Genomic DNA, 25538 nt, shown 5'->3' with positions numbered 1-25538 from the left:
GTCTTCTCAAGAATCGTGCTCTCCGTCGGCCTCCGTCCCCGTCCCGTCGAGCCCCGCCCGCGCCGGGAACCCCCCGGCCCACAGCAGCGCCCAGCACCCGGGGATCAGCGCGGCGCCGCGCCCCACGTGCTGGGAGCGGTACTCGCTCGGGGTGAGGCCCGTGTGGCGCTTGAAGGTCGACGAGAACGTGCCGACGCTGGTGAAGCCGACCAGCATGCAGATGTCCGTCACGGACAGGTCGGCCGAGCGGAGCATGTCCTCGGCCCGCTCGATGCGGCGGCGCGACAGATACTGCCCGGGCGTCTCCCCGTACGCCTCCTTGAAGGCGCGCAGGAAGTGATGGCGCGAGTAGCCCGCGTGGGCGGCGACCGCGGTCAGGTCGAGGGCGGGGTCGGCCCAGTCGCGGTCCATCGTGTCCTTCGCGAGGCGGAGCCTGCGCAGTCTCTCCACGCCCTCGATGCTGGCACGGGCCACTGACAACGGCCCCCCGGCACCGAAGTGCCGGGGGGCCGTGGGCCGGGCGGACCAGCGGGTCAGACGGCCTCTGCCACCGTCTTCTCCCGCTCGCCGCGCGCGGAGTCCCCGTCCGCGTCACCGGCCGGCTTCTTGTCCGCGGGGGCGGCGCCCCGCAGCGGCGTCTCCTTCACGAAGAACGCGGCGATCAGCGCGCCCACGGCCATGGCGGCGGCGAGCAGGAACGCCACGTGCGTACCGGCGGACACCGCGTGCTGGTAGGCCTCGCGCGCGGCCTCCGGGAGCTTGGCGAGGCTCGCCGCGTCGAGCTGGGCGGAGTGCTCGGTGACCTTGGCGACGCCGCCGCCCCCGGCCTTGGCCATCTCGTCCTGGACCCGGTTGTTGAACAGGGCGCCCATGATCGCGACACCGAAGGACGAGCCGAGGGTGCGGAACAGCGTGGCCGAGGACGAGGCGACGCCCATGTCCTTCATCTCGACGCTGTTCTGCGCGACCAGCATGGTGATCTGCATCAGGCAGCCCATGCCGGCGCCGAGCACGGCCATGTAGATCCCGGTCGTGACGCGCGAGGTGTCGGTGTCCATCTGCGCGAGCATGAAGAGCCCGACGGCCATCAGGACGCTGCCGGCGATCGGGAACACCTTGTACTTGCCGGTGGCCGTGGTGAACCGCCCGGCGACCATGGAGACCGCCATCATCGCGAGCAGCATCGGCATCAGGAGCAGGCCGGAGTTGGTGGCCGATGCGCCCTGGACGGCCTGCTGGTAGAGCGGCAGGAAGAGCATCGCGCCGAACATCACGAAGCCGGTGAGGAAGCCGATCACGGACATCAGGGAGAGGTTGCGGCTGCGGAAGATGTGCAGCGGCATGATCGGCTCCGCGGCCTTCTGCTGGACGAACCAGAAGCCGACGAGGGCGGCGACGCCGAGCCCGATCAGCTCCATGATCACGGCCGAGCCCCAGGCGTACTCCGTACCGCCCCACGTGGTGACCAGGACGAACGAGGTGATGCCGATGGTGAGCAGCGCGGCGCCGAGGTAGTCGATGCGGCCCTGGGCGCGCTTCTTCGGCAGGTGCAGGACGGCGCTGACCATGAAGAGGGCGACGATGCCGAGCGGCAGGTTGATGTAGAAGGCCCAGCGCCAGCCGAGGTGGTCGGTGAGAGTGCCGCCGACGAGCGGTCCGCCGATCATCGCGACCGCCATCACGCCGGTCATCATGCCCATGTACTTGCCGCGCTCCCGCGGCGGCACCAGCTCTCCGATGATCGCCATGACGCCGACCATCAGTCCGCCCGCGCCGAGCCCCTGGATCGCCCGGAAGCCGATGAGCTGCCCCATGTCCTGAGCGAGCCCGCTGAGCGCGGAGCCGATCAGGAAGATCACTATGGAGGAGAGGAAGGCGCCCTTGCGCCCGTACATGTCGCCGATCTTGCCCCAGATCGGGGTGGAGGCGGCGGTCGCGAGGGTGTACGCGGTCACCACCCACGACAGGTGTTCCAGGCCGCCGAGGTCACCGACGATCGTCGGCATCGCGGGGGCCACGATCATGTTGTCCAGCATCGCGAGCAGGATCGCGACCATCAGGGCGAAGATCACCACTCGTACGCTGCGGGGCTGCGGCTCCGCCACCGCGCCCTGGTTCCCGGCCTGCGCCGACTGCCCGGTCCGCTTCTCGCTGTCTGCCACGGTCCCCGCTCCCCTGTTCCCGTACCCGTACGCCCGCCGTACTTACTTGCCGCCCGGCAAGTTGGCTACAGTAGAGGAAAGTAGACCCCTAACTAGCCGGGCGTCAAGTAAGTTCGGGCGGTACCGGGGAGAAGTGCGAGGATCGCCACCATGAGCAGCACAGGCAGGCAGCGGCGCCGCGGGGACACCCGCCAGCGCATTCAGGACGTGGCGCTCGAACTCTTCGCCGAGCAGGGGTACGAGAAGACGTCACTGCGCGAGATCGCGGAGCGCCTGGACGTCACGAAAGCGGCCCTGTACTACCACTTCAAGACCAAAGAGGACATCCTCACCAGCATCTTCGACGATCTGACGCGGCCCATCGACGAGCTCATCGTCTGGGGCAAGGAGCAGCCGCGCACGCTGGAGACCAAGCGCGCGATCCTGACCCGCTACAGCGAGATCCTCACCGACGCCGCCCCGCTCTTCCGCTTCATGCAGGAGAACCAGGCGACGATGCGCGACCTGAAGACGGGCGAGAGCTTCAAGGACCGGATGCTCCAGCTCCTGGACATCCTCAGCCACGACGACCCGTCGGTGCCGATGACCGCGCAGGTGCGCTGCTTCAGCGCGCTGTTCACGATGCACGGCGGGATGTTCGTGCTCAAAGGCAACGATGGCGACCCCGAGGAGAAGCGGAAAGCCATCCTCGAAGTCGCCATCGATCTGGTGACCCAGGCGCACAACGGCACCTGAGCACCGGGGCGCCGCCCGCGGGGGATCGGACGCGCGCGCCCCGTTCACGGGGTCGGGATCAGACGCGGACGCCCTGCGCGCGCAGGAACGCGACCGGGTTGACGGCCGAGCCGTAGTTCGGCGTCGTACGGATCTCGAAGTGCAGGTGCGGGCCGCTGGAGTTGCCGGTGTTGCCGGACAGGGCGATGCGCTGGCCGGTGGTGATGGCCTGGCCCGGGCGGACCTCGACCTTCGACAGGTGCGCGTACTGCGAGAAGGTGCCGTTGGCGTGCTTGATCACCACGGCGTTGCCGTACGCGGGGCCGTCACCGGCGCCGTTGCCGCCGGCCTTGACGACGGTGCCGGCGTGCACGGCCTTGACCACGGTGCCGACCGGCACGGCGAAGTCCTGGCCGGAGTGCTTGCTGGCCCACATGCTGCCGCCGAGGCCGAAGCTCGCGGACAGGCGGTAGTTGTCGACCGGGTCCTGCCAGGCGGCGGCCTTCTTGGCGGCGGCCAGCTTGGCCTGCGCGGCCTTCTTCGCCACGGCCTGCTTCGCCTGCTCGGCGGCCTTGGCCTGGGCGACGGCCTGCGCGCCCACCGAGGACGCGGTCACGGACCGCTCCCCGCCCTTGGTGTCGGCGGCGGCCGCGATCCCGGCTCCGAGCACCGTCGTCACGCCGACACCGGCGGCGAGGACGGCCGCCCGGGTGCGACGCAGGGACGGGCCGGAATGGTGGGACTTGGCGCGCTTCGACATGGGGAACCTCCGGGACAAGGCAAGGGGGACGGCGGCACGGGGCGTGCCGGCTCTGCGGGGGTACTGCGAGCAGCACGGGGGTACTGCGAGCAGAAACGGGGGTACTGCGAGCAAAAGGGAATCCGGCACGCTCACTGCGCATGCCGGACGGCCATCCCTTGGTAACCCCCACCCCGCCCCGGCCCCAAAACGCCCCTCTACTAGCGGCGGCCGTACCCGGCCCCGCCCGCGATCACCGCCGGAGCCGTCCGCCCACGGCCCCCGAAGCCGCCGGTTCCAGGCCGAAAGTCCCGTCCCGGCGGCCGAAAAGCACCACTAATCCGCCTCGTATGTGACCTATGCCCTGTGCGTCATGTCACCGCGGCGCAAGATCCACCACCCGCGAATGTGACGCCCACTACGCTCTCGACCATGGATCCCGCGGCCATTGGCGTCCGTATCGCGTCCGGTGTCGTCACCCCGCTGATCAGGAAGCTCTTCGTACGCCCCGGACCGGGCGCGGGCCTGGTCACGGAGCCCGTACGGATCGACGCCCTGGTGTCCTTCCGCGGCGAGCGGCGCGACCTCGCCGAGCAGGACGTGCGCCGCCTCGCCACCGCCCTGGTCCGCCAGGCCGTCCGCACCGGCGAGCGCCCCGTCCCCCACGACGAGGAGGAGGCCCTCGGCCACGCCCTGGCCCGGACGCTGCTCGCGCTTGGCACCCTCACGCTCACCGACGTGGAGGCGGTGTCCCTGGGCCACGAGGAGCTGGCGGCCAGGCTGCGCCGGACGGCCGGGGACACGACCCGGGACCTCTCGGCGGACGCCGCCCACCTCCACGAACGCCTCCTCGACACGGCCTGCCTGCACATCCTGAACTTCTTCACCCAGCGGTCCACGTTCGTCGCCCACACCCTCGTCGAGCAGAGCCGACGCCAGGCGGAACTCATAGCCAAGGTCGACGAGCTGATCGCCAGGGACCCCCTGCCCGGCGCCCGGGACGTGGCCTTCGAGCAGCGCTACCTCGCGTACGTCGCGAAGAAGCACGGCAAGCTCACGATCTTCGGCATCGACCTCGCCGACTCGCCCGGCAAGTGGCCCCTGGACGCGGCCTATCTGAGCCTGACGGCCACCGCACGCGGGCGGCACCTGGGCGACATCCGGATCGGCGACGACTGGGGCCAGGTCTTCGAGGCCGACCTCGACCCGACTCCCCGCCCCGCCGACGAGGCCCTCGCCACCCACGACCGCGTGCTCCTGCGCGGCGAGGCGGGCTCCGGCAAGACCACCCTGATCCAGTGGCTCGCGGTCTCCGCGGCCCGCCAGGACCCGGACTCCGGTGCCGGGCGCATGGCCTACCTGCACGACCGCGTCCCCTACGTCCTGCCGCTGCGCACCCTCACCCGCCACGGCGAGCGCCTCCCCGCCCCCAAGGACTTCCTGTCCGCCGTCGGCTCCCCCCTCGCGGGCACGCAGCCCGACGGATGGGAGGCCCGCGTCCTGACCTCGGCCCGCGCCCTGGTCCTGGTCGACGGCATCGACGAGGTCCCCGACGCCGAGCGCGCCCGCACCCGCGCGTGGCTCTCGGACCTGATCGAGGCCTACCCCGGCAACCGCTGGCTGGTGACGTCCCGGCCCTCCGCCGTCCGGGAGGACTGGCTCACCGACGACGACTTCACCGAGCTGACGCTCGCGCCGATGAGCGGCGCGGACGTCACGGCGTTCATCCGGCGCTGGCACACGGCCGCGGCGACGGGCGCACCGGACGAGGACCGGGCCCTGCGGGCGTACGAGGCCCAGCTCCTCGAAGCCGTGCGCACCAAGCCCGACCTCGGTCTGCTCGCCACCAACCCGCTGATGTGCGGCCTCGTCTGCGCCCTGCACCGCGACCGGCGCGGCTTCCTGCCGCTGGGCCGCAAGGACCTCTACACGGCCGCCCTCTCCATGCTCCTGATCCGCCGCGACCGCGAACGCCACATGGACGTGCCCGAACTCCGCGAGGAGCCCCAGCTCCAGCTCCTCCAGCGCCTCGCGTACTGGCTCATCCGCAACGGCCGCACGGCCATGGACCGCACCCGCGCCACCACGATCATCGGCGACGCCCTGCCCGCCGTCCCCGAACTCGCCGCCCTCGGCGACGCGGAAGCCGTCTACACCCACTTCCTCCACCGCAGCGGCCTCCTCCGCGAACCCGGCCCCGGGACGGTCGAGTTCGTGCACCGCACCTTCCAGGACTTCCTGGGCGCACGGGCCGCCGTCGAGGAGGGCGACTTCGGAGTCCTCGCCGGGCACGCGGCGGACGACCAGTGGGAGGACGTCATCCGGATGGCTGTGGCGCAGGGGCGGCCGCGGGAACGGGCGGAGTTGTTGGGGGACTTGCTGGCTCAGGGGGATTCCTTCCCCGCCGGGTCGCCCGGCCGCAAGCGGGCGCATCTCCTCGCCGCGGCCTGCCTGGAACACGCGGCGGAGCTGGCGCCTGCGGTGCGGGGGGAGGTGGAGCGGAGGACGGCCGAGCTGATTCCGCCGCGTACGGCTGCGGACGCACGGGAGTTGGGGCTGGTGGGGCCGGTGGTGCTCGATCTGCTGCCGGGCCTCGACGGGCTGAGCGAAGAGGAGGCGCAGCTTGTGACGATCGCGGCGACCCACGTCCGCTCGGACGCGGCGATCCCCCTCCTCTCACGGTACGCGGACGACCCCCGCGACGAGGTGCGCAGGCAGCTGATGTGGGGCTGGAGCCGCTTCGACTGCCGGTTGTACGCGGACGGGGTGATCAGCAAGCTCGACGACGGCAGGACGAACTTCACGCTCCGCACGGACGAGCAGGTCGACGAGCTGTTCAGGCTGGGTCTGCGCCCCAGGCTCCTGGACATCCGCGAGTCGGTGTCGGGCGAGGCCGCGTCCCGCCTGCTCGCCGCGTGCGAACGTACCTACCTGATCCTCACGGTCACACACCTCAGAACCCTCGCCGACGACCTCGGCCACACGCCGTCCGGACCGTCGCAGCCCGGCGTCACGGAGCTGATCCTCACCGGCCTGGACCTGTCAGGACTGGAACCGATCGACGTGGAGCGGATCCAGATGCTCTTTCCCCGCCTTCAACGCCTGCTCGTCCCCGACGCCTTCGTTGTCCAAGTCCGTTCATCGACCGTCGATTTCACGGTCGAGCCCTACTGAGACCCCACCCCCGGACCCGAACGCCCACCCCACCCCCACACGTTCGGATGATCCACCCCCGATCCCCCTCCCGCACACCACCCCCCGAGCGACCCTCGACCTCATGCGCCACGTCGTCGTCCTGATGGAGCGCCTGGAGACCCGCGCGGAGCTGGAGTTCTACGCCACCGAGGCGGTCCGGCACGGCTGGTCGCGGGCCGACCTGGACCGGGAGATCCGGGAGCACCGGCACACGCGGGCGGGCGCCCCGCCGACCCTGGACGTGACGCTCCCGGAGGACTCGCCCGCGTTCGCGGAGCTGGCGGAGGACCCGTTCCGCCTGGACTTCCTACGCCTCGGCCGTCCCGACCGCCTCGACGGACACGGTGTCGACGCGACGGGGCCGTGGCACCGCTGAGCCACCGCCGACGTGCGCGCCGTGCCGGGCCACGGCGACGACGGTCTCCCGCAGCCGCTCCACGTACAGCCGCATGTTCTTGGCCGCGACGTCGGTGTCCGGGTAGCGGCCCGCGAACCGCAGGCCCTCGTGGAGCCGGTTGACCCAGGCGCACGCCTTGTCCCCGTACGACACCCTGACCAGGCCGTACGCCTTCAGCTCGGTCCAGCGTCCGGAGCCGACGATGCCGCGGGCGTCGACGAAAGAGACGATCGAGTACAGGTCGGGCGACGTCGGCCGGAACTCCGAGCCGAGCAGGCGCAGGACCCGGGCGATGGGCATCCGCGCCAGTGACCTGTTGGCCCGCAGCTCGCCGCGCACACAGTGCAGCGCGCTCTCGAAGTCACGCGCCCGCGCCGCGGGCACCTCGATCGGCGCGCCGCCGACGTACCACCCCACGGAGTCCAGCCACTGCGACTTCACGCGGGTGTGGAACGGCACGATCGTGCGGTAGACGGGCTGCCCGCTGATCTCGTGGGCGATGAGGCTGGTGGCGGCGAGGACGCCGACGAGGGTTCCGCCGAAGGGACGGCAGTACGCCTCGAACGCGGCGGCGTCGTCCGCGTCCACCAGCCTCTCCTCCATGAGTTTCTGCGTGGGCATCCGGGCGGCCGGATCAAGACCGGGATCGACGGGGAATTCCGGCAGCTTTCCACCGCAACGTTTGATGAATTCCCGCCACCGGTCGACGATCGCGTGCGTTCCGTCGATACGGTCCGCGTCCGCGCGCTCGCTCTCGCAGAAGTCGATGTAACTGCTGATCGGCGTCCGCTCCACCGCACGGCCTTCGAGCCCCGCCGCGTAAAGCTCATGGATCTCGGCGGGGATCCGCTGGAGGGAGTACGAGTCGACATTGCTGTGGTCGAACGCCAGATACACGCTCGTGCAGTCCTGCCGCACCACCGCCGTGTAGAGGAAGTTCGGCCAGTTCAGCGCGTCCGCGACCGCATCGAAACGATCCTGGAGACGCTGGACCAGTTTGTCCGCGTCGGGGAAATCGCCGACGACCTCGCGGCGCAGCGACACGGCTTCGGCGTCGAAGGTGAACCGGCGCATTTCGTCACCGGCCCAGCGGAATCCGCTGCGCAGCGTCTCGTGCCGGAGAGTCCAGTTCCGCAGGGCGTCCTGGAGTACGTCGAGATCGACGGCCCCCGGAATGTCGAAGGCCGTACCGAGCCAGGTCGGCATGAACAGGCCGTCCGCGCGCACGGACCGCGCCGTCCGGACGTGGGACTCCTGGACGTACGCCGGCCGCCGGGAGTCGTCCGGCAGGTCGGCCGCCCTGTCGACCGTCGCCGGGTCGAGGGTCCATTCGACGAGCCGTCCGGGGCGTACCTCGCAGCGCTGGAGGTCGGTCATGCGCACTGGGCGTCTCCGTTCATCGGGCGTGGGGGGTTGTGGAACGCACCCTCTGGGCCCAGCGGGAGCGCGCCCTTGGGGCCCAACGAGATCGCCCGCCACGGGGAAACGCCGGACTGTGGAAGCCGTGGAGAGGAACGGGGGAGGTCACGGGAAAAAGGGCTGCCCCGGACCGATTCCTCGGTCCGGGGCAGCCCCTTCGACGCGCCCTGTGCGGGCTATGCCTCCTTGCTCAGGTTCGGCCCGCCGCTGCCGGCGGACTCGATCGGCGGCACGTCCGGGAGCGCCGCCTTCTCCTCGCCGCGGAAGGTGAACGTGGCGTTCTCGCCCTCGCCCTCCGTGTCGACGACCACGATGTGGCCGGGGCGCAGCTCACCGAAGAGGATCTTCTCGGAGAGCGTGTCCTCGACCTCGCGCTGGATGGTGCGGCGCAGCGGCCGGGCACCCAGGACGGGGTCGTACCCCTTCTTGGCGAGGAGCTCCTTCGCGGACTGGGAGAGCTCGAGGCCCATGTCCCGGTCCTTCAGGCGCTCGTCCACCTTGCCGATCATGAGGTCGACGATCTCGAGGATGTCGCCCTGGCTCAGCTGCGGGAAGACGACGACGTCGTCCACGCGGTTGAGGAACTCGGGCCGGAAGTGCTGCTTCAGCTCGTCCGAGACCTTGTTCTTCATGCGCTCGTAGTTGGACTTCGTGTCGCCCTGGGCGGCGAAGCCCAGGTTGAAGCCCTTGGAGATGTCCCGCGTGCCGAGGTTGGTCGTCATGATGATGACCGTGTTCTTGAAGTCCACGACCCGGCCCTGGGAGTCGGTCAGCCGACCGTCCTCCAGGATCTGGAGCAGCGAGTTGAAGATGTCCGGGTGGGCCTTCTCGACCTCGTCGAAGAGGACGACCGAGAACGGCTTGCGGCGGACCTTCTCCGTCAGCTGACCGCCCTCCTCGTACCCGACGTAGCCGGGGGGCGAGCCGAAGAGGCGCGAGACCGTGTGCTTCTCGCTGAACTCCGACATGTCGAGGGAGATCAGCGCGTCCTCGTCGCCGAAGAGGAACTCGGCGAGGGCCTTGGAGAGCTCGGTCTTGCCGACGCCGGACGGGCCCGCGAAGATGAACGATCCACCGGGGCGCTTGGGGTCCTTCAGACCCGCTCGCGTACGCCGGATCGCCTTCGAGAGCGCCTTGACGGCGTCCTTCTGGCCGATGACGCGCTTGTGGAGCTCGTCCTCCATGCGCAGCAGACGCGAGGACTCCTCCTCGGTCAGCTTGAAGACCGGGATGCCGGTGGCCGTGGCGAGGACCTCGGCGATCAGCTCGCCGTCGACCTCGGCGACGACGTCCATGTCGCCGGCCTTCCACTCCTTCTCGCGCTTGGCCTTGGCGGCCAGGAGCTGCTTCTCCTTGTCACGGAGAGAAGCGGCCTTCTCGAAGTCCTGGGAGTCGATCGCCGACTCCTTGTCCCGGCGCACGCCCGCGATCTTCTCGTCGAACTCGCGGAGGTCCGGCGGCGCGGTCATCCGGCGGATGCGCATCCTCGATCCGGCCTCGTCGATCAGGTCGATCGCCTTGTCCGGCAGGAAGCGGTCCGAGATGTACCGGTCGGCCAGGGTGGCGGCCTGCACGAGGGCCTCGTCCGTGATCGAGACACGGTGGTGGGCCTCGTAGCGGTCGCGCAGACCCTTGAGGATCTCGATGGTGTGCGGCAGCGACGGCTCCGCGACCTGGATCGGCTGGAAGCGGCGCTCGAGGGCCGCGTCCTTCTCCAGGTGCTTGCGGTACTCGTCGAGCGTGGTCGCACCGATGGTCTGGAGCTCGCCGCGGGCCAGCATCGGCTTGAGGATGCTCGCCGCGTCGATGGCGCCCTCGGCGGCACCCGCACCCACGAGCGTGTGCAGCTCGTCGATGAACAGGATGATGTCGCCGCGGGTGCGGATCTCCTTGAGGACCTTCTTCAGGCGCTCCTCGAAGTCACCGCGGTAGCGCGAGCCTGCGACCAGGGCGCCGAGGTCCAGGGTGTAGAGGTGCTTGTCCTTGAGGGTCTCGGGCACCTCGCCCTTGACGATGGCCTGGGCGAGGCCCTCGACGACGGCGGTCTTGCCGACGCCGGGCTCACCGATCAGGACCGGGTTGTTCTTCGTGCGGCGGGACAGCACCTGCATGACCCGCTCGATCTCCTTCTCGCGCCCGATGACCGGGTCGAGCTTGGACTCACGAGCGGCCTGGGTGAGGTTCCGGCCGAACTGGTCGAGGACCAGGGACGTGGAGGGCGTGCCCTCGGCAGGACCGCCGGCGGTGGCGGTCTCCTTGCCCTGGTATCCGGAGAGCAGCTGGATGACCTGCTGCCGCACCCGGTTGAGATCGGCGCCCAGCTTGACCAGGACCTGGGCGGCGACGCCCTCGCCCTCACGGATCAGGCCGAGCAGGATGTGCTCCGTGCCGATGTAGTTGTGGCCCAGCTGAAGGGCCTCGCGGAGCGAGAGCTCCAGGACCTTCTTGGCACGGGGGGTGAAGGGGATGTGCCCGGACGGGGCCTGCTGCCCCTGCCCGATGATCTCCTCCACCTGCTGGCGGACCGCCTCGAGCGAAATCCCGAGGCTCTCCAGGGCCTTAGCGGCGACACCCTCGCCCTCGTGGATCAAGCCCAGGAGGATGTGCTCGGTGCCGATGTAGTTGTGGTTGAGCATCCGGGCTTCTTCCTGAGCCAGGACGACAACCCGCCGCGCGCGGTCGGTGAACCTCTCGAACATCGTTAATCGCTCCTCAGAGCGGTCAGGCAGTAAGGGGACGCTCCCCTCCCTGTCCTTCCGCAGCTTAGTCCCGCAAGCGGGGACCGCTCATTCCAACTGCCGACACCCGTCCGGATCACCCTCACTACCGTAGGGAACGGTTCCTGACTCCAACGCCGACACATGCTCCAACCTGATGGTGCGAGACGATGTTCCCGCAGGCCAAGCAGTTACCCTCGCCATCAGTACGCCGTTGGCGAACGTGAGACGCCTGAACGCTGCGTGTCGCCCCTCCCCACTAGGGATGTCTTACCCGTATGCACTGACACTCCATGCAGCGCGCACCGGTTCCCTCCGCTACGGGCGAACACCCTTGCGCTGCGCAGTACGCCATCACGCCCCCTTTTCGGCCACCGTGCGCAGTCACGGCGGCACCCAGCGTGACGCGAGCCGTAACTCCAGTGTGCCCGGCGCTGTTGCTCCGGACATGGCCCTCAGCGTTCCTCACCCCAGGCCGCCGGCCGACCGGCGTGCGGCGCCGGATCCGGCGGGGCCCCGCGCGGCGCGCCAGTGGGACGCGGCGGCGGCCGGATGCTGGGATCCGGCGGCGGTGCGGTGCTGGTACGAGAACGTGCTCGGCTGGGCCGTGGCCCCGGGGCCGGACGTCCGGCTCGTCACGGGGCTGCGTTTCGACGTACTGGAAATGCCCGCTCAGGCGGGTTTCGCGGCGCTGCGGCAGCTGGGCCCGAAGGCGCCCGTGGCGCTGCACGGGGAGACCATGCGGATCCTGGTGGCCGCGGGCAGCGCGGACGAGCTGCCGGGGCTGCTCGACTGGCTGGAGTGGGGGGACATCCCCCTGGACCTCGCGGCGATCGGCGCGGGCGGTCTCGTCGACGCGCCGACGCCGCCCGGGGCCGTCGGCCCTTCGGGGGCCGCCGTGTGGCTGCGGCCCCCCGAGCCCGGCCACGAGGTGGAGCGAGAACTGCCGTCGCTGACGGCCCTGCCCGGCCTGGCGCCGAGCGTCGCTCTGGCCACGGACGGCAGCGGAACCGACCCCCATTCCGGCTCCGCCGCGGGCTCCGACCTCGTACGGCTCGTGGACACGGCGGCCACTGCGTGCCACCGGGTCCGGCTGCGACGTGCGAGCAGTCAGCCGTTGGCCTTGTCGTAGGCCTCGCGGATGGACGCGGGGACGCGGCCGCGGTCGTTGACCTCGAAGCCGTTGTCCTTCGCCCACGCGCGGATCGCCGCCGTGTCCTGGTTGCCGCCGCCCACGGCAGCGGCGCGCGCCTTGCCGCGGCCGCTGGCACGGCCGCCGGTGCGGCGCCCGCCCTTGAGGTAGGGCTCAAGGAGGCCGCGGAGCTTGTCCGCATTGGCGGTGGTGAGATCGATCTCGTACGACTTGCCGTCCAGCGCAAACGTCACGGTCTCGTCCGCCTCGCCGCCGTCGAGGTCATCGACAAGAAGGACCTGAACCTTCTGTGCCACCGGATTTCCTTTCATCGATAACTTCAGGGCCGGACCATGCGGGGTGAGCCGCCGAATCGCCGCCCCCTGTTATATGCAGCACTGCAGTACGTCGGAAAGCAAACCGCTTTTCCCGGAAAAACACAAACCCCTGGGAGAGACCGACTGCACGAGATCCCGGGAAACATGCGCGTTTCGGACATAGGGCACCGGGGCAGGTGACTGCCCGGAATACCTCCGTCACGATCACAGATGCAGAAGCATCCGGCTGTTGCCCAAGGTGTTCGGTTTCACTCGTTCGAGGCCGAGGAACTCGGCGACGCCCTCGTCATAGGAACGCAGCAGCTCGCTGTAGACATCAGTGTCGACGGTATCGACGGGCGTCTCGCCGATCTCCACGAAGCCGTGCTTGGCGAAGAAGTCGACTTCGAAGGTGAGGCAGAATACCCGCCGGACACCGAGCCAACGCGCGGTCCCAAGCAGCTTTCCGAGCAGCTGATGACCCACGCCCGCGCCCTTGACCTGTGGATTCACCGCAAGTGTCCGTACTTCGGCGAGGTCTTCCCACATCACGTGCAACGCGCCGCAGCCGACCACCGTCGTCCCATTGCCGTTGCCGTCCGCGCGTTCCGCGACCCAGAACTCCTGGATGTCCTCGTAAAGTGTGACGGTCGCTTTGTCGAGCAGGACGCCCCTGCGGACGTACGAGTCCAGCAGGTCCCGGACGGCGGGCACATCGGCGGTGCGGGCCCTGCGCACGGAGACCGCATTTGCCGGGGGCGTGCCGTGCGCCCCGAGTTCGCCGGGCGCCGGGGGGAGTTCGTCGGGCTGTGCTGGCATGAGCGGACGCTATCGTTCGGGCCCGGGTCCGGGGCCGCCGGGGTTCTCCGGTCCTTCCCCGCCTCCCGGTCCGCGTTCCGCCGCTTCGGCCTTGCGATCCGCTTCGGCTTCGGCTTCGGCCTTGCGATCCGCTTCGTCTTCCCTGCGAACCGTGTCGCCTTCCACCATGCGAACGGCGTCGCTGAGCGCTTCCCGCTGCGAGGGCGACATCATGCCGAAGAAGGCGACGAGAGCCGCCGCCGGGTTGTCACTCTGCGACCAGGCGTCGTTCATCAGAGCGGCGGCATACGCGGCCCGCGTGGAGACCGCCTCATATCGATAGGCCCGGCCTTCCGCTTCGCGGCGCACCCAGCCCTTCTGATGGAGATTGTCCAAAACGGTCATGACCGTCGTGTAGGCGATGGACCGTTCCTGCTGAAGGTCTTCCAGGACTTCTCGAACGGTCACGGGGCGGTTCCACTTCCACACCCGCGTCATCACTGCGTCTTCGAGTTCTCCCAAGGGGCGAGGCACAGCTGAACAATAGTGGGCGAGACCACTAATGGCGTGATGGACGTGGCATACCGGTCATTTCCGCAACAAAAAGGGCGCACGACTCGGTGGAGTCGTGCGCCGGGCGGCGACCCGCGCCCCGGTGGGGCCGAGGGGGCCGTGGTGTGGCGGTCGCTCAGGCGTCGCTGGTCTTCGTGGTCTGCCGGACGGCCTCGGTGCGGGCGATCGCCGCGTCGACGGCGGCGTCCTCCTTGGCCTTGTTGGCGCCGCCCTGGGTCTTGACGATCGTCACGATGAGGCCGACGAAGAACACGGCCATCACTACGGGGGGCACGAGCGCGGAGACGTAGTCCATGCCCCCAGCGTAGCTAGCCCGCCGCGAGGCGCTGCGACGGGGCGGCGGGCTGTGCCGGACGCTTGGGCGGGAACACCTCGGCCGGCGTCGGCACGGGGCGGGGGCGCTCCTGCGGGGCCGCGGGGCGCTCCGCGGGGGGATTCGGGCGGGGCGCGGGCTTCTTCTCGTCGGCCGCGGTGAGGCCGCCGGGCAGGGCGAGGAGGCGGGTGCGGGACGGGGGGACGGTGGGGCGGGGGCCGGTCCGCGCCGTCTCGTCCACCTCGGGGGCGGCCCCGGGGGTCGCCGCCGTCGTCGCCGCCAGGCGGGCGCGTACGGCCCGTTCGGCGAGCACCCGGCAGCGGTCCAGGAGCGCGGTCGCGTGCGGGTTGCCGCGCAGGGCGCGCAGGGCGGCGAGGTCGTCCGCGCCCGGGCGGTACCCGGTCGCGAGGACGTCCTCGAGGAGTTCCAGATACCCGGCCGCGGTGCCGGGAAGGGCCGCACGGTAGCGCGCGAGGTCGGCCACCAGGAAGGCGCGCAGCCGGGCGCCCTCACGTACCGCCTCGTCGATGTCGTCGGCCAGGCGCACGCAGTCCTGCACGGCCTGGTCGTCAAGGGCACGAACGGTGCTGGGGTGCAGGGCGTGGGCCAGCGCACGGCGGAGCACTCGCAGCTCCTGCGCACCGAAGGCCATGCCGCCCCGGGATCCGTATGGCGTGGGCATGGGGTGACGATACGCGCTGGGGGAACAAAATCCTCTTAACGGACACGTGGGCGTGGCCTGGGGGCCTTGGGGGACGAGGTTGGTGTGGGGCTGGTGGGTGTTTCCTTCTGGTGGGCCGGGGCGCCGCCGGGTCGCGCTGCGCGCTCGTCCTCAAGCGCCGGACGGGCTGGATTTGCCTGGTCGTCCCCTTCGGGTGGGACCGAGCACCGCCGATCGGCCTGCGGCCTCGTCCTCAAACGCCGGACAGGCTGGGCTTGCCCCGTCGTCCCCTTCGGGTGGGACCGAGCACCGCCGATCGGCCTGCGGCCTCGTCCTCAAGCGCCGGACAGGCTGGATTGGTACTGCCGTTTGTCAGTCCGGGCGGCGGCGGGTCGTCGCGAAGGCCACTGCGCCTATGCCCAGGGCTCCTGCCGCCGCTGCCACGATCCAGGGGATGACGCCTGCGCCGGTGTCCGCCATGCGGTCCGTGGGGGTGGGCGAGGATGTGGTCGAGGTGGGGGTCACCGTCGGCGTGGGGGTCACCGTTCGGGTCGGGGACGGGAGCGACAAGGTCGCCGACGCGGACGTGGCCGGGTCCGTCGTCGTCGCCGCTGCCGTCGCCGGGGCACCCGTCAGTGCCACCAGCGCGGCCGCCGTCGCGACACCCAGGCGTGCCTTGCCCCTCATCCGCCCCACACTCTTCAGCCACCCGTACCAGACACCCGGTCAGAACCCCTCCCAGCACAGACTCTTGGACGGGGGTGCTGGTTGTCTCGCGGACGCGAGAAGTTGGCGTCGAGGTGCCGCACCCGGCGGCGTGAAACGGGCGGTCAGCCGCGCGACACGTTCCGTTCGTAGACGAGGCGCAGGCCGATCAGCGTGAGCCACGGCTCGTGGTGGTCGATGACGGACGCCTCGCCGAGCACCATCGGCGCGAGCCCGCCCGTCGCGATCACGGTCACGTCCTCGGGGTCGGCGTCAGGACCCGCGAGCTCGCGCGCCATCCGCCGTACGACGCCGTCGACCTGGCCCGCGAAGCCGTACAGGATGCCCGCCTGCATGGCCTCCACGGTGTTCTTGCCGATGACGCTGCGCGGCCGGGCCAGCTCGATCTTGCGGAGCTGGGCGCCGCGCACGCCGAGAGCCTCGACGGAGATCTCGATGCCGGGGGCGATGACGCCGCCCGCGTACTCCCCGCGCGCGGACACCGCGTCGAACGTCGTCGCCGTACCGAAGTCCACGACGATCGCGGGGCCTCCGTAGAGCTCGACCGCGGCGACCGCGTTGATGATGCGGTCGGCGCCGACCTCCTTGGGGTTGTCCATGAGGATCGGGACGCCGGTCTTGATGCCGGGCTCCACGAGGACGGCGGGCACGTCTCCGTAGTAGCGCCTCGTGACCTCGCGGAGCTCGTGCAGGACGGACGGGACGGTGGCGCAGATCGCGATGCCGTCGATGCCGTCGCCGAGTTCGTCGCCGAGCAGCGGGTGCATGCCCATCAGGCCCCGCAGGAGCACGGCGAGTTCGTCGGCGGTGCGGCGCGGGTCGGTGGAGATGCGCCAGTGCTCGACGACGTCCTCGCCGTCGAACAGGCCGAGGACGGTCTGTGTGTTGCCTACGTCGATGGTGAGCAGCATCAGCTGCTCACCTCTCCGGAGACGCGTGCTTCGCGCAGGTCGAGGCCGATGTCGAGGATCGGGGACGAGTGCGTGAGGGCGCCCACCGCGAGGTAGTCGACGCCGGTCTCCGCGTACGCGCGGGCGTTCTCCAGGGTGAGGCGGCCGGAGGACTCCAGGGCGGCGCGGCCGGCGACGAGGGCGACGGCCTCCTCCGTCTCGCCGGGCGTGAAGTTGTCCAGGAGGATCAGGTCGGCGCCCGCGTCCAGGACTTCGCGCAGCTGGTGCAGGGTGTCCACCTCGACCTCGACGGGCACGCCCGGGAACATCTCCCGTACGGCCTTGAAGGCCTGCGCGACGCCGCCCGCGGCGACCACGTGGTTGTCCTTGACGAGGGCCGCGTCGGCGAGCGACATGCGGTGGTTGACGCCGCCGCCCGCGCGGACCGCGTACTTCTCCAGGGAGCGCAGTCCCGGGGTCGTCTTGCGGGTGTCGCGGACCTTGGCGCCGGTGCCCTCCAGGGCGTCCGCCCACGCGCGCGTGGCCGTCGCGATGCCGGACAGGCGGCACATCAGGTTCAGCGCGCTGCGCTCGGCCGTCAGCAGGTCGCGGGTGCGGGTCGTGACGCTCAGGAGCACGTCACCGGCCTCCACGCGCTCGCCGTCCTCGACGTGCCGCTCCACCTCGAACTCGTCCTCGCAGACGACCGAAAGGACGGCCTCGGCGACGCGCAGGCCCGCGACGGTGCCCGCCTGGCGCGCGGTGAAGTCGCCGGTGGCCACGGCGTCCTCGGGGATGGTGGCGACCGTCGTGACGTCCACGGCGTCCGGCGAGAACTCCATGTCCTCGGCGATGGCGAGGTGCGCGATGTCCTCGACCTGGACGGGATCGAGGCCCGCGTCCTCCAGCATCCGGACGAGCGACGGGTCGAGGCCGCACTCCATCGCGTCGTGCGCCGCGTCGCCGCAGCCGCAGCCGTCGCCGCAGCCGCCGGTGCCGTCGGCGAGGGGGAGGTCGGTGGTGCTCACGTCGGTCACTGCTCCTGGGTGCTGGGGAAACGGGCGTTGTCGGTGGTGCGGGTCATGAGGGTCCGGTCCGGGTTGAGGCGTACGACGATGTGGCGTCCCCACGCCGCGTCGTCGCGGTCCGCGTGGTCCTCGCGCCAGTGGCAGCCACGAGTCTCCTCGCGCTGCCGTGCCGCCGCCACCAGGACGCGGGCGACGCACAGCAGGTTCGTGGTCTCCCAGGCATCCACGCCGGGCTCGGCGGTCTTGCCGTCGTCGGCGAGCGCGCCCGCCGCGTCCGCGTGCACGGCGGCGAGCCGGTCGGCGGCCGCGGCGAGGGACTCGGCGGAGCGGAGGACTCCGGCGCCCTCGGTCATCACCCGCTGGATGGTGAAGCGGGCCTCCGGGGGCAGCAGGGGGTGGGCGGGCCGCTGCGGGGGCGCCGGCTCGGCGGGCACGCGCGCGTGGAGGGTGCCGTCGGCGTGCCGTGCGGTGATGTCGTCCGCGATGCGCTCGGCGTAGACCAGGCCCTCCAGGAGGGAGTTGGAGGCGAGCCGGTTCGCGCCGTGCACGCCGGTGCAGGCGACCTCCCCGCACGCGTACAGGCCGGCCACGGTGGTGCGGCCGTGCGGGTCGGTGCGGACGCCGCCGGAGGCGTAGTGGGCGGCGGGGGCGATCGGTACGGGCTCGGTGACGGGGTCGATGCCGTGGCTGCGGCAGGCCGCGAGGATCGTCGGGAAGCGCTTCGCCCACATGTCGGCGCCGAAGTGGCGGCCGTCCAGGTACATGTGCGTGGTGCCCTGCTCCTGCATGCGGCGCGTGATGCCCTTGGCGACGATGTCGCGCGGCGCCAGCTCGGCCAGTTCGTGCTGCCCCACCATGAAGCGCACGCCGTCGGCGTCCACCAGGTGGGCGCCCTCGCCGCGCACCGCCTCGGAGACGAGCGGCTGCTGGCCCTCCGCGTCGGCGCCCAGGAACAGCACGGTCGGGTGGAACTGCACGAACTCCAGGTCGGAGACCTCGGCGCCCGCGCGCAGGGCGAGCGCGACGCCGTCACCCGTGGACACCGACGGGTTGGTGGTCGCCGAGAAGACCTGGCCCATGCCGCCGGTGGCGAGCACCACGGCGGGCGCGTGGACGGCGCCCACGCCGTCGTGCTGGCCCTCCCCCATGACGTGCAGGGTCACTCCGGCCGTGTGTCCTTCGGTGTCCGTCAGGAGGTCCAGGACCAGGGCGTTCTCGACCGTCGGTATGCCCCGGGCGCGGACCGCCTCGACCAGGGCGCGGGAGACCTCCGCGCCGGTCGCGTCGCCGCCCGCGTGCGTGATGCGGCGGCGGTGGTGGCCGCCCTCGCGGGTGAGCGCCAGGCCGCCGTCGGCCGACTCGTCGAACCTGGCTCCGGCCTCGATCAGCCGGCGTACGGCGCCGGGGCCCTCGGTGACGAGGACGCGCACGGCCTCCTCGTCGCACAGGCCCACGCCCGCCACGAGGGTGTCGTCCAGGTGCTGTTCGGGGGTGTCGCCCTCGCCGAGTGCCGCCGCGATGCCGCCCTGCGCCCAGCGCGTGGAGCCGTCGTCCAGGCGCGCCTTGGTGACGACGACGGTCTTCAGGCCGGCCGCCGAGCAGCGCAGGGCGGCGGTCAGACCGGCCACTCCGGAGCCGACGACCACGACGTCGGCGTCGAGCGACCAGCCGGGCGCGGGGGCGTACAGGCGTATGCCGGTGGCACTCATACGGGGGCTCCGATCCGGATCGGGCGGATGGCGGCGGGGGCGCACGGGCGGGCGCTCGTGCCGGGGGTGCGGGGGCTGCGGGGAGTGCGGGGGCTGCCGCACGGGCGCGGGCTCATGCCGGGGCTCCGAACGTCAGCGGGATGTTGTCGATCAGGCGGGTGGTGCCGACCTTGGCGGCGACGGCCAGGATCGCCTCGCCCCGGTGGTCGGGGGCGATCTCCCGGAAGTCGGCCGGGTCGACGAGCGCCAGGTAGTCAAGGACGAGCGGCGGGCGCAGCCGTCTGGCCTCGTCGAGGACCTGCCGGGCGGCCGCGCGGACGGCGGCGGGGCCCGCCGGGCCCGCGGGGACGGCCTGGGCGACGGCGTGCGCGTCGGCGGCCGCGCGGGCCTCGCCCAGCGCGTTCAGGCCGTCCACGCGCGCGTGGGTGGCGGGGGCGAGCGCGGCCCGGGCGCGCAGCGCCTCCTGTGCGGCGTGCCGGTCACGGCCCGCGAACAGGGCGCGGGACAGCGCGAGCGCGGTGCGGCGCTCCTCGGGCGACAGGTAGCGGTTGCGGCTGGAGCGGGCCAGGCCGTCGTCCTCGCGGACCGTGGGCACGCCGACGATCTCCACGTCGAAGTTCAGGTCCCGCACCATGCGGCGGATCACCGCGAGCTGCTGGGCGTCCTTCTGCCCGAACAGCGCCACGTCGGGCGCGGTCAGGTGCAGCAGCTTGGCGACGACGGTGAGCACGCCGTCGAAGTGCCCGGGGCGCGTGGCCCCTTCGAGGACGGTGCCCATGGGGCCCGCGGTGACCCGGACCTGGGGCTCGCCGCCGGGGTAGACCTCCTCCGCGGCGGGGGCGAACACGACGTCCGCACCGGCCTGGGACGCGGTCTTGATGTCGGCTTCGAGGGTGCGCGGATAGCGGTCCAGGTCCTCGCCCGCGCCGAACTGCAGCGGGTTCACGAAGACCGTGACGACGACCTCGCCGCCGGGTCCCGCCGCCTGCCGTGCGGTGCGGACCAGCGTGGCGTGGCCCTCGTGCAGGGCGCCCATGGTCATGACGACGACGCGGCGCCCGGCGCGGGGGCGGGCGCGGAGGTCCGCCGCGGTGTGCAGGAGGGTGGTGTCGCGGGGGGTCCCGGGCTCCTGCGGCACCCGCGGGTTCGTCTCCTCGCTCATCGGTCCCCTCCGTCCGAAGCGTCCGGGCCATCCGGGCCGTCCGAACCGCCGGGCTCACTCGGCCCGCCCGAACCGCCCGAACCGCCCGAACCACCGGGACCAGCCGGACCACCGAGCCCCGATCCCCCAAGGCCCCCCGGCCCGTTCACCCCGCCCGCCAGCACCCCGAGCAGGTCCTCGGCGAGTTCCGGCTTGAGGAGGCCGTGGGCGAGGGCGCGGTCGGCGGTCGCGCGGGCCATCGCCAGATACCCGGCGACGGTCTGCGGCGCGTGCTTGCGCAGCTCGGCGACGTGCGCGGCGACCGTGCCCGCGTCCCCGCGCGCGACGGGCCCGGTCAGGGCCGCGTCACCGGAGCGCAGGGCGTTGTCGAGGGCGGCGCCGAGCAGCGGGCCGAGCATGCGGTCGGGGGCCTCGACGCCCGCGTCCCGCAGCAGTTCCATGGCCTCGGCGACCAGCGTGACCAGGTGGTTCGAGCCGAGCGCGAGGGCCGCGTGGTAGAGCGGGCGGGCCTCCTCGGCGATCCACTCGGGCTCGCCGCCCATCTCGATGACCAGCGCCTCCGCGGCGAGCCGCAGCTCGTCGGGTGCGGTCACGCCGAAGGAGCAGCCGGCCAGGCGCTGTACGTCCACGGGGGTGCCGGTGAACGTCATCGCCGGGTGCAGCGCGAGGGGCAGGCCACCGGCGCGCAGGGCGGGTTCGAGCACCTTCGCGCCGTACCGCCCGGAGGTGTGCACCAGGAGCTGTCCCGGGCGCACCGCGCCCGTCTCGGCGAGGCCCTCGACCAGGCCGGGCAGTGCGTCGTCGGGGACGGTGAGCAGGACCAGGTCGGCGCGCTCGAGGACCTGGGCGGGCGAGACGAGCGGGACGTCGGGCAGCATGGCGGCGGCGCGCCGCACGGAGCTGTCGGACACCCCGGAGGCGGCCACCGGGCGGTGCCCGGCGAGCTGGAGCGCCGCCGCGAGCGCCGGACCTACGCGGCCCGCTCCGACGACGCCCACGGTGAGCCGCGCGGGGCGGTCCCTGGGGTCCGATCGGGGCTCCGGACGCTGCTCCGGCCGGTGGGATGCGTTCACGCGATGAGGCCTTCCGTTCCAGTCCGCTCGGGGTACCGGACGATTTCTCGTCATGCTAACGCTATCCGTCGGCGGAGCGCCGTCGGCTGTCCACAGGCTGTGGGCATTCGTACGACCACGCGCGATGATCTGTGGATGACCGCACACGACAATCCGGACGACCCCAGCGAGCCGGACGCGTCTGCCGAACCACGCGTTTCCACCCCACCGGACGGGCCCACCGGGCCGGACGGGCCCGCCGAACCGGACGAGCCCACCGAACCTGACGGCCGCGAGCGCCGGATCGCCGCGGCCCGCGGCGCCGCACGCCTCCTGACCCGCTCCCCGATGACCGTGACCCTGGCCGAGCGCGTCACGGCCCTGGCCGAGGGCGTCGCCGACGTCACGGACCCGGACGGGACGAGCGACATGTACGGCGACGGCGTGGTCGCCGACCTTGAGGACGAGGTCGCGCGGCTGCTCGGCAAGGAGGACGCCGTCTTCTTCCCCACCGGCACGATGGCCCAGCAGGTCGCGCTGCGCTGCTGGGCGGGGCGCACGGGCAACGCCACCGTGGCCCTGCACCCGCGCGCGCATCCGGAGGTGCACGAGGGGGGCGCCCTCTCCGTGGTGAGCGGTCTGCGCACCGTGCACCCGACGGACGAGCCGCGCTGCCCCACGGCCGACGAAGTGCGCGACTTCGAGGAGCCCTTCGGGACGCTGATGCTCGAACTGCCGCTACGGGAGGCCGGTTTCGTCCTGCCCGACTGGCAGGAGCTCACGGACGTGGCGGCGGCGGCGCGCGAACGGGACGCCGTCGTGCACCTCGACGGGGCACGGCTGTGGGAGTGTACGACGCACTTCGGCCGCCCGCTGCCGGAGATCGCGGCGGTCGCGGACAGCGTGTACGTGTCGTTCTACAAGTCGCTCGAAGGCATCGCGGGCGCCGCGCTCGCCGGGCCGCGGACGCTGACCGACGAGGCGCGCGCCTGGCGGCACCGGTACGGCGGTCTGATGTTCCAGCAGTTCCCGACCGCCGTGTCGGCCCTGCTCGGCCTCAAGCGCGTGCTGCCGCGCCTGCCGGAATACGTCACTCACGCGCGCGTGGTCGCCCGGGCGCTGCACGAGGGGTTCACGGCTGCACGGGTGCCCTGGTCGCGCGTACACCCCGATCCCCCGCACACCCACCAGTTCCAGGTCTGGCTGCCGTACGACGCCGACGTCCTGAACGAGGCGGCCCTCACGCAGGCCGAGGAGACCGGGACCCAGCTGTTCTGGCGCTGGTTCCCGGAGGGACCGCCGGGCCTGTCGGTCACGGAGGTCACCGTGACCGGACCCGGCCTGGCGTGGACGCCCGACGACGTCAGGGCAGCGGTCGCGGAGTTCGTGCGCCGCCTCCCCTGAGCCCGCGCAGCAGCCGCCCGAGCGCGCCCCGGAAGCGCCCGTGCGCCGGACGCTCGTGGACGACGGCGTTGAAGCGCCCGTAGTCACGCACTTCCCGCACGACCTGCCAGTCGCACACACCGGGCGCGGGCGGCGTCCGCTCCCCGTGCTGGGCGGCGCGGTAGCTGTCGAGGAGGTACTGCTGGGTGACGCTCATGACGTAGACCTTTCACAAGAAATGTTACTTAACGGACACCAGGGAGACCAAGGGAGCCCAAAGGAGTAGGCGACAACGAGACGGCGGGTGACTGACAGCCCGTCCGGCGATCGAGGACGAGCGCGAAGCGCGACAGACGGCACCACAGGCCGACGACCAGGCCACGCAAGAGGACGACACCATCGGCGCCCCGGGCGAGCCGCCGGACCCGGCGACAACCCCACCCTGCGCCCGGCCGGCAGGCCACGTCGCGTCGATTGACGTCAGTCGTCAATCGACGCCGGCGCTGTCAGTGGCACGGTGCACCATGGGGACATGAGCGTGAGCATCGACATCACCGGCCTGACGCCGGAGCGGGTCCATGTCGTGCCCTCGCCCCTCGCCGAGCTGGGCATGGCGCTGCACGCGCTGTCCGAGCCCGGCCACCACCCGGGGCTGCAGGGCTGGGCGACGGCCGTCTCCACGCGCCTTGACCCGTGCCTCGCGGACCGCATGTGCGAGGCGGACTTCCTGTGGCGGACGACGTTCTCGGACGTCTTCGCGCCGTTCGCCGGCATCCCCGGCAAGACCACGCTCCCCGGCGCCACCCTCGCCGAGGAGCTGGACCTCCTGGACAAGCTCACGGACCAGCAGTTCGTGGACGCGGCCCTGGAGTTCACCTGTCAGCTGGCGTACGACACACAGCGCGCGACGGACCCGCTGAACGACCCGGAGACGCGCCGCCACGCCCTGGAGCTGGCCGCGGCCCGCGGTGACCACCAGGTGCGGTTCACCAAGCGCCTCCTGGACGACCCGCCCGCCGTGCGGGCCTGGTTCCGGCAGCTGATGGAGGACTGCGACGAGGCCTTCTTCGCCGACACCTGGTCGCGGGTCAGCCATCAGCTCGCCGCGGACGCCCGGCACAAGACGGACCTGCTGCGCCGCAAGGGCCTCGGCGAGGCGCTGAACGCCATCTCCGGAGCGGTGACCCTGGACGAGGAGGCCCGCAGGATCACCATCGACAAGATGGCCGTGGGCCAGACGAGGACGGGCGAGGGCGGCCTGGTCCTGGTGCCGACCAGCCTCGGCTGGCCGCACCTGCTGGTCCTTCACCGGTTCGGCTGGCAGTCCTCGATCACGTATCCGGTGAACTCCCCCGGGCTCGCCGCCCCCGCCTCCGTGGAGCAGCTCACGCGCCGCATGGCCGCGCTGTCCCACCCGGTCCGGATGCGCCTGTGCCGCCACCTGGCCCGCGGGTCGTACACCACGGGGGAGCTGGCCGACGCGCACGGCATGACGGCCCCGGAGATATCCCGGCACCTGAGCGTCCTGAAGAAGGCCGAGCTGATCACGACCCGCCGCCGCGGGCGGTACGTGCAGCACCAGCTCGACCTGGGCGTGGTCTCCCGCCTCGGCAGCGAGTTCATCGAGGGCGTCCTGCGCTGAGCCGTCACCGGGGGCAGGCCGCGCCCGGCCCACACGGCGGACCGCCCCCGCGCGGGGCTCAGCCCGTCCCGCCGCCCGCCCGCACAAGACCCGTCTCGTAGGCGAGCACCACCACCTGCACCCGGTCGCGCAGCCCGAGCTTCGTCAGGATGCGGCCCACGTGCGTCTTCACGGTCGCCTCGGACAGCACGAGCCGCGCCGCGATCTCGCCGTTCGAGAGGCCCTGGGCGACGAGCACCATGACCTCGCGCTCGCGCTCGGTGAGGCGCCCCAGCTCCTTGTGGTGCGGCTGGCTGCCGGTGCCCGGCAGCATCGGCGCGAAGCGGTCGAGCAGCCGCCGCGTCGTGGACGGCGCGACGACCGCGTCGCCGCTGTGCACGGCCCGGATGGCGGCGAGCAGTTCGGCGGGCGGCACGTCCTTGAGCATGAAGCCGGACGCGCCCGCCTTCAGGCCCGAGAAGGCGTACTCGTCGAGGTCGAAGGTGGTCAGGATCAGCACCTTCGGCGGCTCGGCGGCGGCACAGATGCGCCGCGTCGTCTCCACGCCGTCCAGCTTCGGCATCCGGACGTCCATCAGGACCACGTCGACCGCTGTGGAGCGCAGCTCCTGCAGCGCCTCGACGCCGTCGCCGGCCTCCGCGACGACCTCCATGTCCGGCTGCGCGGCGAGCACCATCCGGAACCCGGTGCGCAGCAGCACCTGGTCGTCGACGAGCATCACGCGGATCGACATCAAGGAGTCCCTTCACGGCCTTCGTGCACGGCCTTCGTGCGTGGCCTTCATGGATGGGTCGTCCGTCCATCATCGC

At 71.8% G+C, this 25538-nt stretch carries 24 protein-coding genes; 6 read left to right on the top strand and 18 right to left on the bottom strand.

Features of this window, described 5'->3' with window-relative positions; translation table 11 throughout:
• Positions 1-6: 6 nt before the first annotated feature.
• Both AB6L24_RS27160 and AB6L24_RS27155 read right to left on the bottom strand, forming a co-directional pair.
• A complete protein-coding gene (locus AB6L24_RS27160; RefSeq protein WP_405659414.1) occupies positions 7-474 on the bottom strand; it encodes a helix-turn-helix transcriptional regulator in 468 nt (155 codons plus the stop codon).
• Positions 475-533: 59 nt separating this feature from the next.
• Positions 534-2105, bottom strand: a complete 1572-nt coding sequence (locus tag AB6L24_RS27155; protein ID WP_405663364.1) for an MDR family MFS transporter — start codon at positions 2103-2105, stop codon at positions 534-536.
• Positions 2106-2312: 207 nt separating this feature from the next.
• Between AB6L24_RS27155 and AB6L24_RS27150 the strand changes: the two genes are divergently transcribed.
• The gene (locus AB6L24_RS27150) at positions 2313-2897 is read left to right on the top strand and encodes a TetR/AcrR family transcriptional regulator (RefSeq protein WP_405659411.1); all 585 of its coding nucleotides are present in this window, start codon (positions 2313-2315) and stop codon (positions 2895-2897) included.
• A 58-nt stretch (positions 2898-2955) separates the two neighbouring features.
• On the opposite strand, the gene AB6L24_RS27145 is transcribed toward AB6L24_RS27150, so the two are convergent.
• The gene (locus AB6L24_RS27145; protein ID WP_380842005.1) at positions 2956-3636 is read right to left on the bottom strand and encodes a M23 family metallopeptidase; all 681 of its coding nucleotides are present in this window, start codon (positions 3634-3636) and stop codon (positions 2956-2958) included.
• 411 nt (positions 3637-4047) lie between these two features.
• Between AB6L24_RS27145 and AB6L24_RS27140 the strand changes: the two genes are divergently transcribed.
• Both AB6L24_RS27140 and AB6L24_RS27135 read left to right on the top strand, forming a co-directional pair.
• Complete coding sequence (locus AB6L24_RS27140) at positions 4048-6789, top strand: NACHT domain-containing protein (RefSeq protein WP_405659409.1); 2742 nt, start codon at positions 4048-4050, stop codon at positions 6787-6789.
• A 103-nt stretch (positions 6790-6892) separates the two neighbouring features.
• On the top strand, positions 6893-7186 hold the full coding sequence (locus AB6L24_RS27135) for a hypothetical protein (protein WP_405659406.1): 294 nt from the start codon (positions 6893-6895) through the stop codon (positions 7184-7186).
• Here AB6L24_RS27135 and AB6L24_RS27130 read toward each other — a convergent pair.
• Positions 7118-8590 carry a condensation domain-containing protein gene (locus AB6L24_RS27130; protein WP_405659403.1) on the bottom strand — a complete coding sequence of 491 codons (1473 nt, stop codon included), beginning with the start codon at positions 8588-8590 and terminating at the stop codon, positions 7118-7120. The two genes, AB6L24_RS27135 and AB6L24_RS27130, sit on opposite strands and share 69 nt — an antisense overlap.
• Before the next feature lie 212 nt (positions 8591-8802).
• Positions 8803-11325 (bottom strand): ATP-dependent Clp protease ATP-binding subunit, encoded by a 2523-nt coding sequence (locus AB6L24_RS27125; RefSeq protein ID WP_030361019.1) that lies wholly within the window; start codon positions 11323-11325, stop codon positions 8803-8805.
• A gap of 466 nt (positions 11326-11791) precedes the next feature.
• On the opposite strand from AB6L24_RS27125, the gene AB6L24_RS27120 reads away from it, so the two are divergent.
• Positions 11792-12475, top strand: a complete 684-nt coding sequence (locus tag AB6L24_RS27120) for an SCO3374 family protein (protein WP_405659399.1) — start codon at positions 11792-11794, stop codon at positions 12473-12475.
• On the opposite strand, the gene AB6L24_RS27115 is transcribed toward AB6L24_RS27120, so the two are convergent.
• The 11 genes from AB6L24_RS27115 to AB6L24_RS27065 form a co-directional block, all read right to left on the bottom strand.
• Positions 12454-12792 carry an Lsr2 family protein gene (locus AB6L24_RS27115; protein WP_030361021.1) on the bottom strand — a complete coding sequence of 113 codons (339 nt, stop codon included), beginning with the start codon at positions 12790-12792 and terminating at the stop codon, positions 12454-12456. The two genes, AB6L24_RS27120 and AB6L24_RS27115, sit on opposite strands and share 22 nt — an antisense overlap.
• 225 nt (positions 12793-13017) lie before the next feature.
• Positions 13018-13611: an amino-acid N-acetyltransferase gene (locus AB6L24_RS27110; RefSeq protein WP_405659396.1), complete on the bottom strand. Its 594-nt coding sequence runs from the start codon at positions 13609-13611 to the stop codon at positions 13018-13020.
• A 9-nt stretch (positions 13612-13620) separates the two neighbouring features.
• Positions 13621-14124: a BlaI/MecI/CopY family transcriptional regulator gene (locus AB6L24_RS27105; protein ID WP_193560849.1), complete on the bottom strand. Its 504-nt coding sequence runs from the start codon at positions 14122-14124 to the stop codon at positions 13621-13623.
• Positions 14125-14278: 154 nt separating this feature from the next.
• Positions 14279-14458, bottom strand: coding sequence for a hypothetical protein (locus AB6L24_RS27100; protein WP_030361024.1), 180 nt, complete (start codon positions 14456-14458; stop codon positions 14279-14281).
• A 13-nt stretch (positions 14459-14471) separates the two neighbouring features.
• Positions 14472-15128, bottom strand: a complete 657-nt coding sequence (locus AB6L24_RS27095; protein WP_405663362.1) for a hypothetical protein — start codon at positions 15126-15128, stop codon at positions 14472-14474.
• Between the two features lie 381 nt (positions 15129-15509).
• Positions 15510-15824 (bottom strand): hypothetical protein, encoded by a 315-nt coding sequence (locus AB6L24_RS27090; protein ID WP_405659393.1) that lies wholly within the window; start codon positions 15822-15824, stop codon positions 15510-15512.
• A gap of 143 nt (positions 15825-15967) precedes the next feature.
• Positions 15968-16774, bottom strand: coding sequence for a type III pantothenate kinase (locus AB6L24_RS27085; protein ID WP_380842012.1), 807 nt, complete (start codon positions 16772-16774; stop codon positions 15968-15970).
• Positions 16774-17781 (bottom strand): carboxylating nicotinate-nucleotide diphosphorylase, encoded by a 1008-nt coding sequence (gene nadC, locus AB6L24_RS27080; protein ID WP_405659391.1) that lies wholly within the window; start codon positions 17779-17781, stop codon positions 16774-16776. Before nadC ends, AB6L24_RS27085 begins: the two co-directional genes overlap by 1 nt.
• A 5-nt stretch (positions 17782-17786) precedes the next feature.
• Positions 17787-19490, bottom strand: a complete 1704-nt coding sequence (locus AB6L24_RS27075; RefSeq protein WP_405659388.1) for an L-aspartate oxidase — start codon at positions 19488-19490, stop codon at positions 17787-17789.
• 112 nt (positions 19491-19602) lie between these two features.
• Positions 19603-20652, bottom strand: coding sequence for a pantoate--beta-alanine ligase (gene panC, locus AB6L24_RS27070; protein ID WP_405659385.1), 1050 nt, complete (start codon positions 20650-20652; stop codon positions 19603-19605).
• Positions 20649-21650, bottom strand: coding sequence for a Rossmann-like and DUF2520 domain-containing protein (locus AB6L24_RS27065; protein ID WP_405663360.1), 1002 nt, complete (start codon positions 21648-21650; stop codon positions 20649-20651). Before AB6L24_RS27065 ends, panC begins: the two co-directional genes overlap by 4 nt.
• A 210-nt stretch (positions 21651-21860) precedes the next feature.
• On the opposite strand from AB6L24_RS27065, the gene AB6L24_RS27060 reads away from it, so the two are divergent.
• Positions 21861-23108 (top strand): beta-eliminating lyase-related protein, encoded by a 1248-nt coding sequence (locus AB6L24_RS27060; RefSeq protein ID WP_405659383.1) that lies wholly within the window; start codon positions 21861-21863, stop codon positions 23106-23108.
• Here the strand turns inward: AB6L24_RS27060 and AB6L24_RS27055 are convergent.
• Positions 23068-23304 (bottom strand): hypothetical protein, encoded by a 237-nt coding sequence (locus AB6L24_RS27055; protein ID WP_405659380.1) that lies wholly within the window; start codon positions 23302-23304, stop codon positions 23068-23070. The genes AB6L24_RS27060 and AB6L24_RS27055 overlap by 41 nt on opposite strands.
• Positions 23305-23619: 315 nt before the next feature.
• Between AB6L24_RS27055 and AB6L24_RS27050 the strand changes: the two genes are divergently transcribed.
• Positions 23620-24729: a DUF5937 family protein gene (locus AB6L24_RS27050; RefSeq protein WP_087885287.1), complete on the top strand. Its 1110-nt coding sequence runs from the start codon at positions 23620-23622 to the stop codon at positions 24727-24729.
• 58 nt (positions 24730-24787) lie between these two features.
• Here the strand turns inward: AB6L24_RS27050 and AB6L24_RS27045 are convergent, their stop codons facing one another.
• A complete protein-coding gene (locus tag AB6L24_RS27045; protein ID WP_030361035.1) occupies positions 24788-25462 on the bottom strand; it encodes a response regulator transcription factor in 675 nt (224 codons plus the stop codon).
• Positions 25463-25538: the final 76 nt, after the last annotated feature.

The organism is Streptomyces sp. RK9, from assembly GCF_045070545.1.
GTDB classification, from domain to species: domain Bacteria; phylum Actinomycetota; class Actinomycetes; order Streptomycetales; family Streptomycetaceae; genus Streptomyces; species Streptomyces alboflavus.
Note: the sequence above shows the minus strand (reverse complement) of the source record. Positions and strands in the feature narration are given on the sequence as shown.

Coding starts and splice junctions, on each gene's coding strand:
- AB6L24_RS27135 (WP_405659406.1), top strand. CDS start 6,893: ATGCGCCACGTCGTCGTCCTGATGGAGCGCCTGGAGACCCGCGCGGAG.
- AB6L24_RS27075 (WP_405659388.1), bottom strand. CDS start 19,490: ATGAGTGCCACCGGCATACGCCTGTACGCCCCCGCGCCCGGCTGGTCG.
- AB6L24_RS27050 (WP_087885287.1), top strand. CDS start 23,620: ATGAGCGTGAGCATCGACATCACCGGCCTGACGCCGGAGCGGGTCCAT.
- AB6L24_RS27125 (WP_030361019.1), bottom strand. CDS start 11,325: ATGTTCGAGAGGTTCACCGACCGCGCGCGGCGGGTTGTCGTCCTGGCT.
- AB6L24_RS27060 (WP_405659383.1), top strand. CDS start 21,861: ATGACCGCACACGACAATCCGGACGACCCCAGCGAGCCGGACGCGTCT.
- AB6L24_RS27045 (WP_030361035.1), bottom strand. CDS start 25,462: ATGTCGATCCGCGTGATGCTCGTCGACGACCAGGTGCTGCTGCGCACC.
- AB6L24_RS27150 (WP_405659411.1), top strand. CDS start 2,313: ATGAGCAGCACAGGCAGGCAGCGGCGCCGCGGGGACACCCGCCAGCGC.
- AB6L24_RS27100 (WP_030361024.1), bottom strand. CDS start 14,458: ATGGACTACGTCTCCGCGCTCGTGCCCCCCGTAGTGATGGCCGTGTTC.
- AB6L24_RS27055 (WP_405659380.1), bottom strand. CDS start 23,304: ATGAGCGTCACCCAGCAGTACCTCCTCGACAGCTACCGCGCCGCCCAG.
- AB6L24_RS27110 (WP_405659396.1), bottom strand. CDS start 13,611: ATGCCAGCACAGCCCGACGAACTCCCCCCGGCGCCCGGCGAACTCGGG.
- AB6L24_RS27090 (WP_405659393.1), bottom strand. CDS start 15,824: ATGAGGGGCAAGGCACGCCTGGGTGTCGCGACGGCGGCCGCGCTGGTG.
- AB6L24_RS27095 (WP_405663362.1), bottom strand. CDS start 15,128: ATGGCCTTCGGTGCGCAGGAGCTGCGAGTGCTCCGCCGTGCGCTGGCC.
- AB6L24_RS27140 (WP_405659409.1), top strand. CDS start 4,048: ATGGATCCCGCGGCCATTGGCGTCCGTATCGCGTCCGGTGTCGTCACC.
- AB6L24_RS27145 (WP_380842005.1), bottom strand. CDS start 3,636: ATGTCGAAGCGCGCCAAGTCCCACCATTCCGGCCCGTCCCTGCGTCGC.
- AB6L24_RS27085 (WP_380842012.1), bottom strand. CDS start 16,774: ATGCTGCTCACCATCGACGTAGGCAACACACAGACCGTCCTCGGCCTG.
- AB6L24_RS27120 (WP_405659399.1), top strand. CDS start 11,792: ATGGCCCTCAGCGTTCCTCACCCCAGGCCGCCGGCCGACCGGCGTGCG.
- panC (WP_405659385.1), bottom strand. CDS start 20,652: ATGAGCGAGGAGACGAACCCGCGGGTGCCGCAGGAGCCCGGGACCCCC.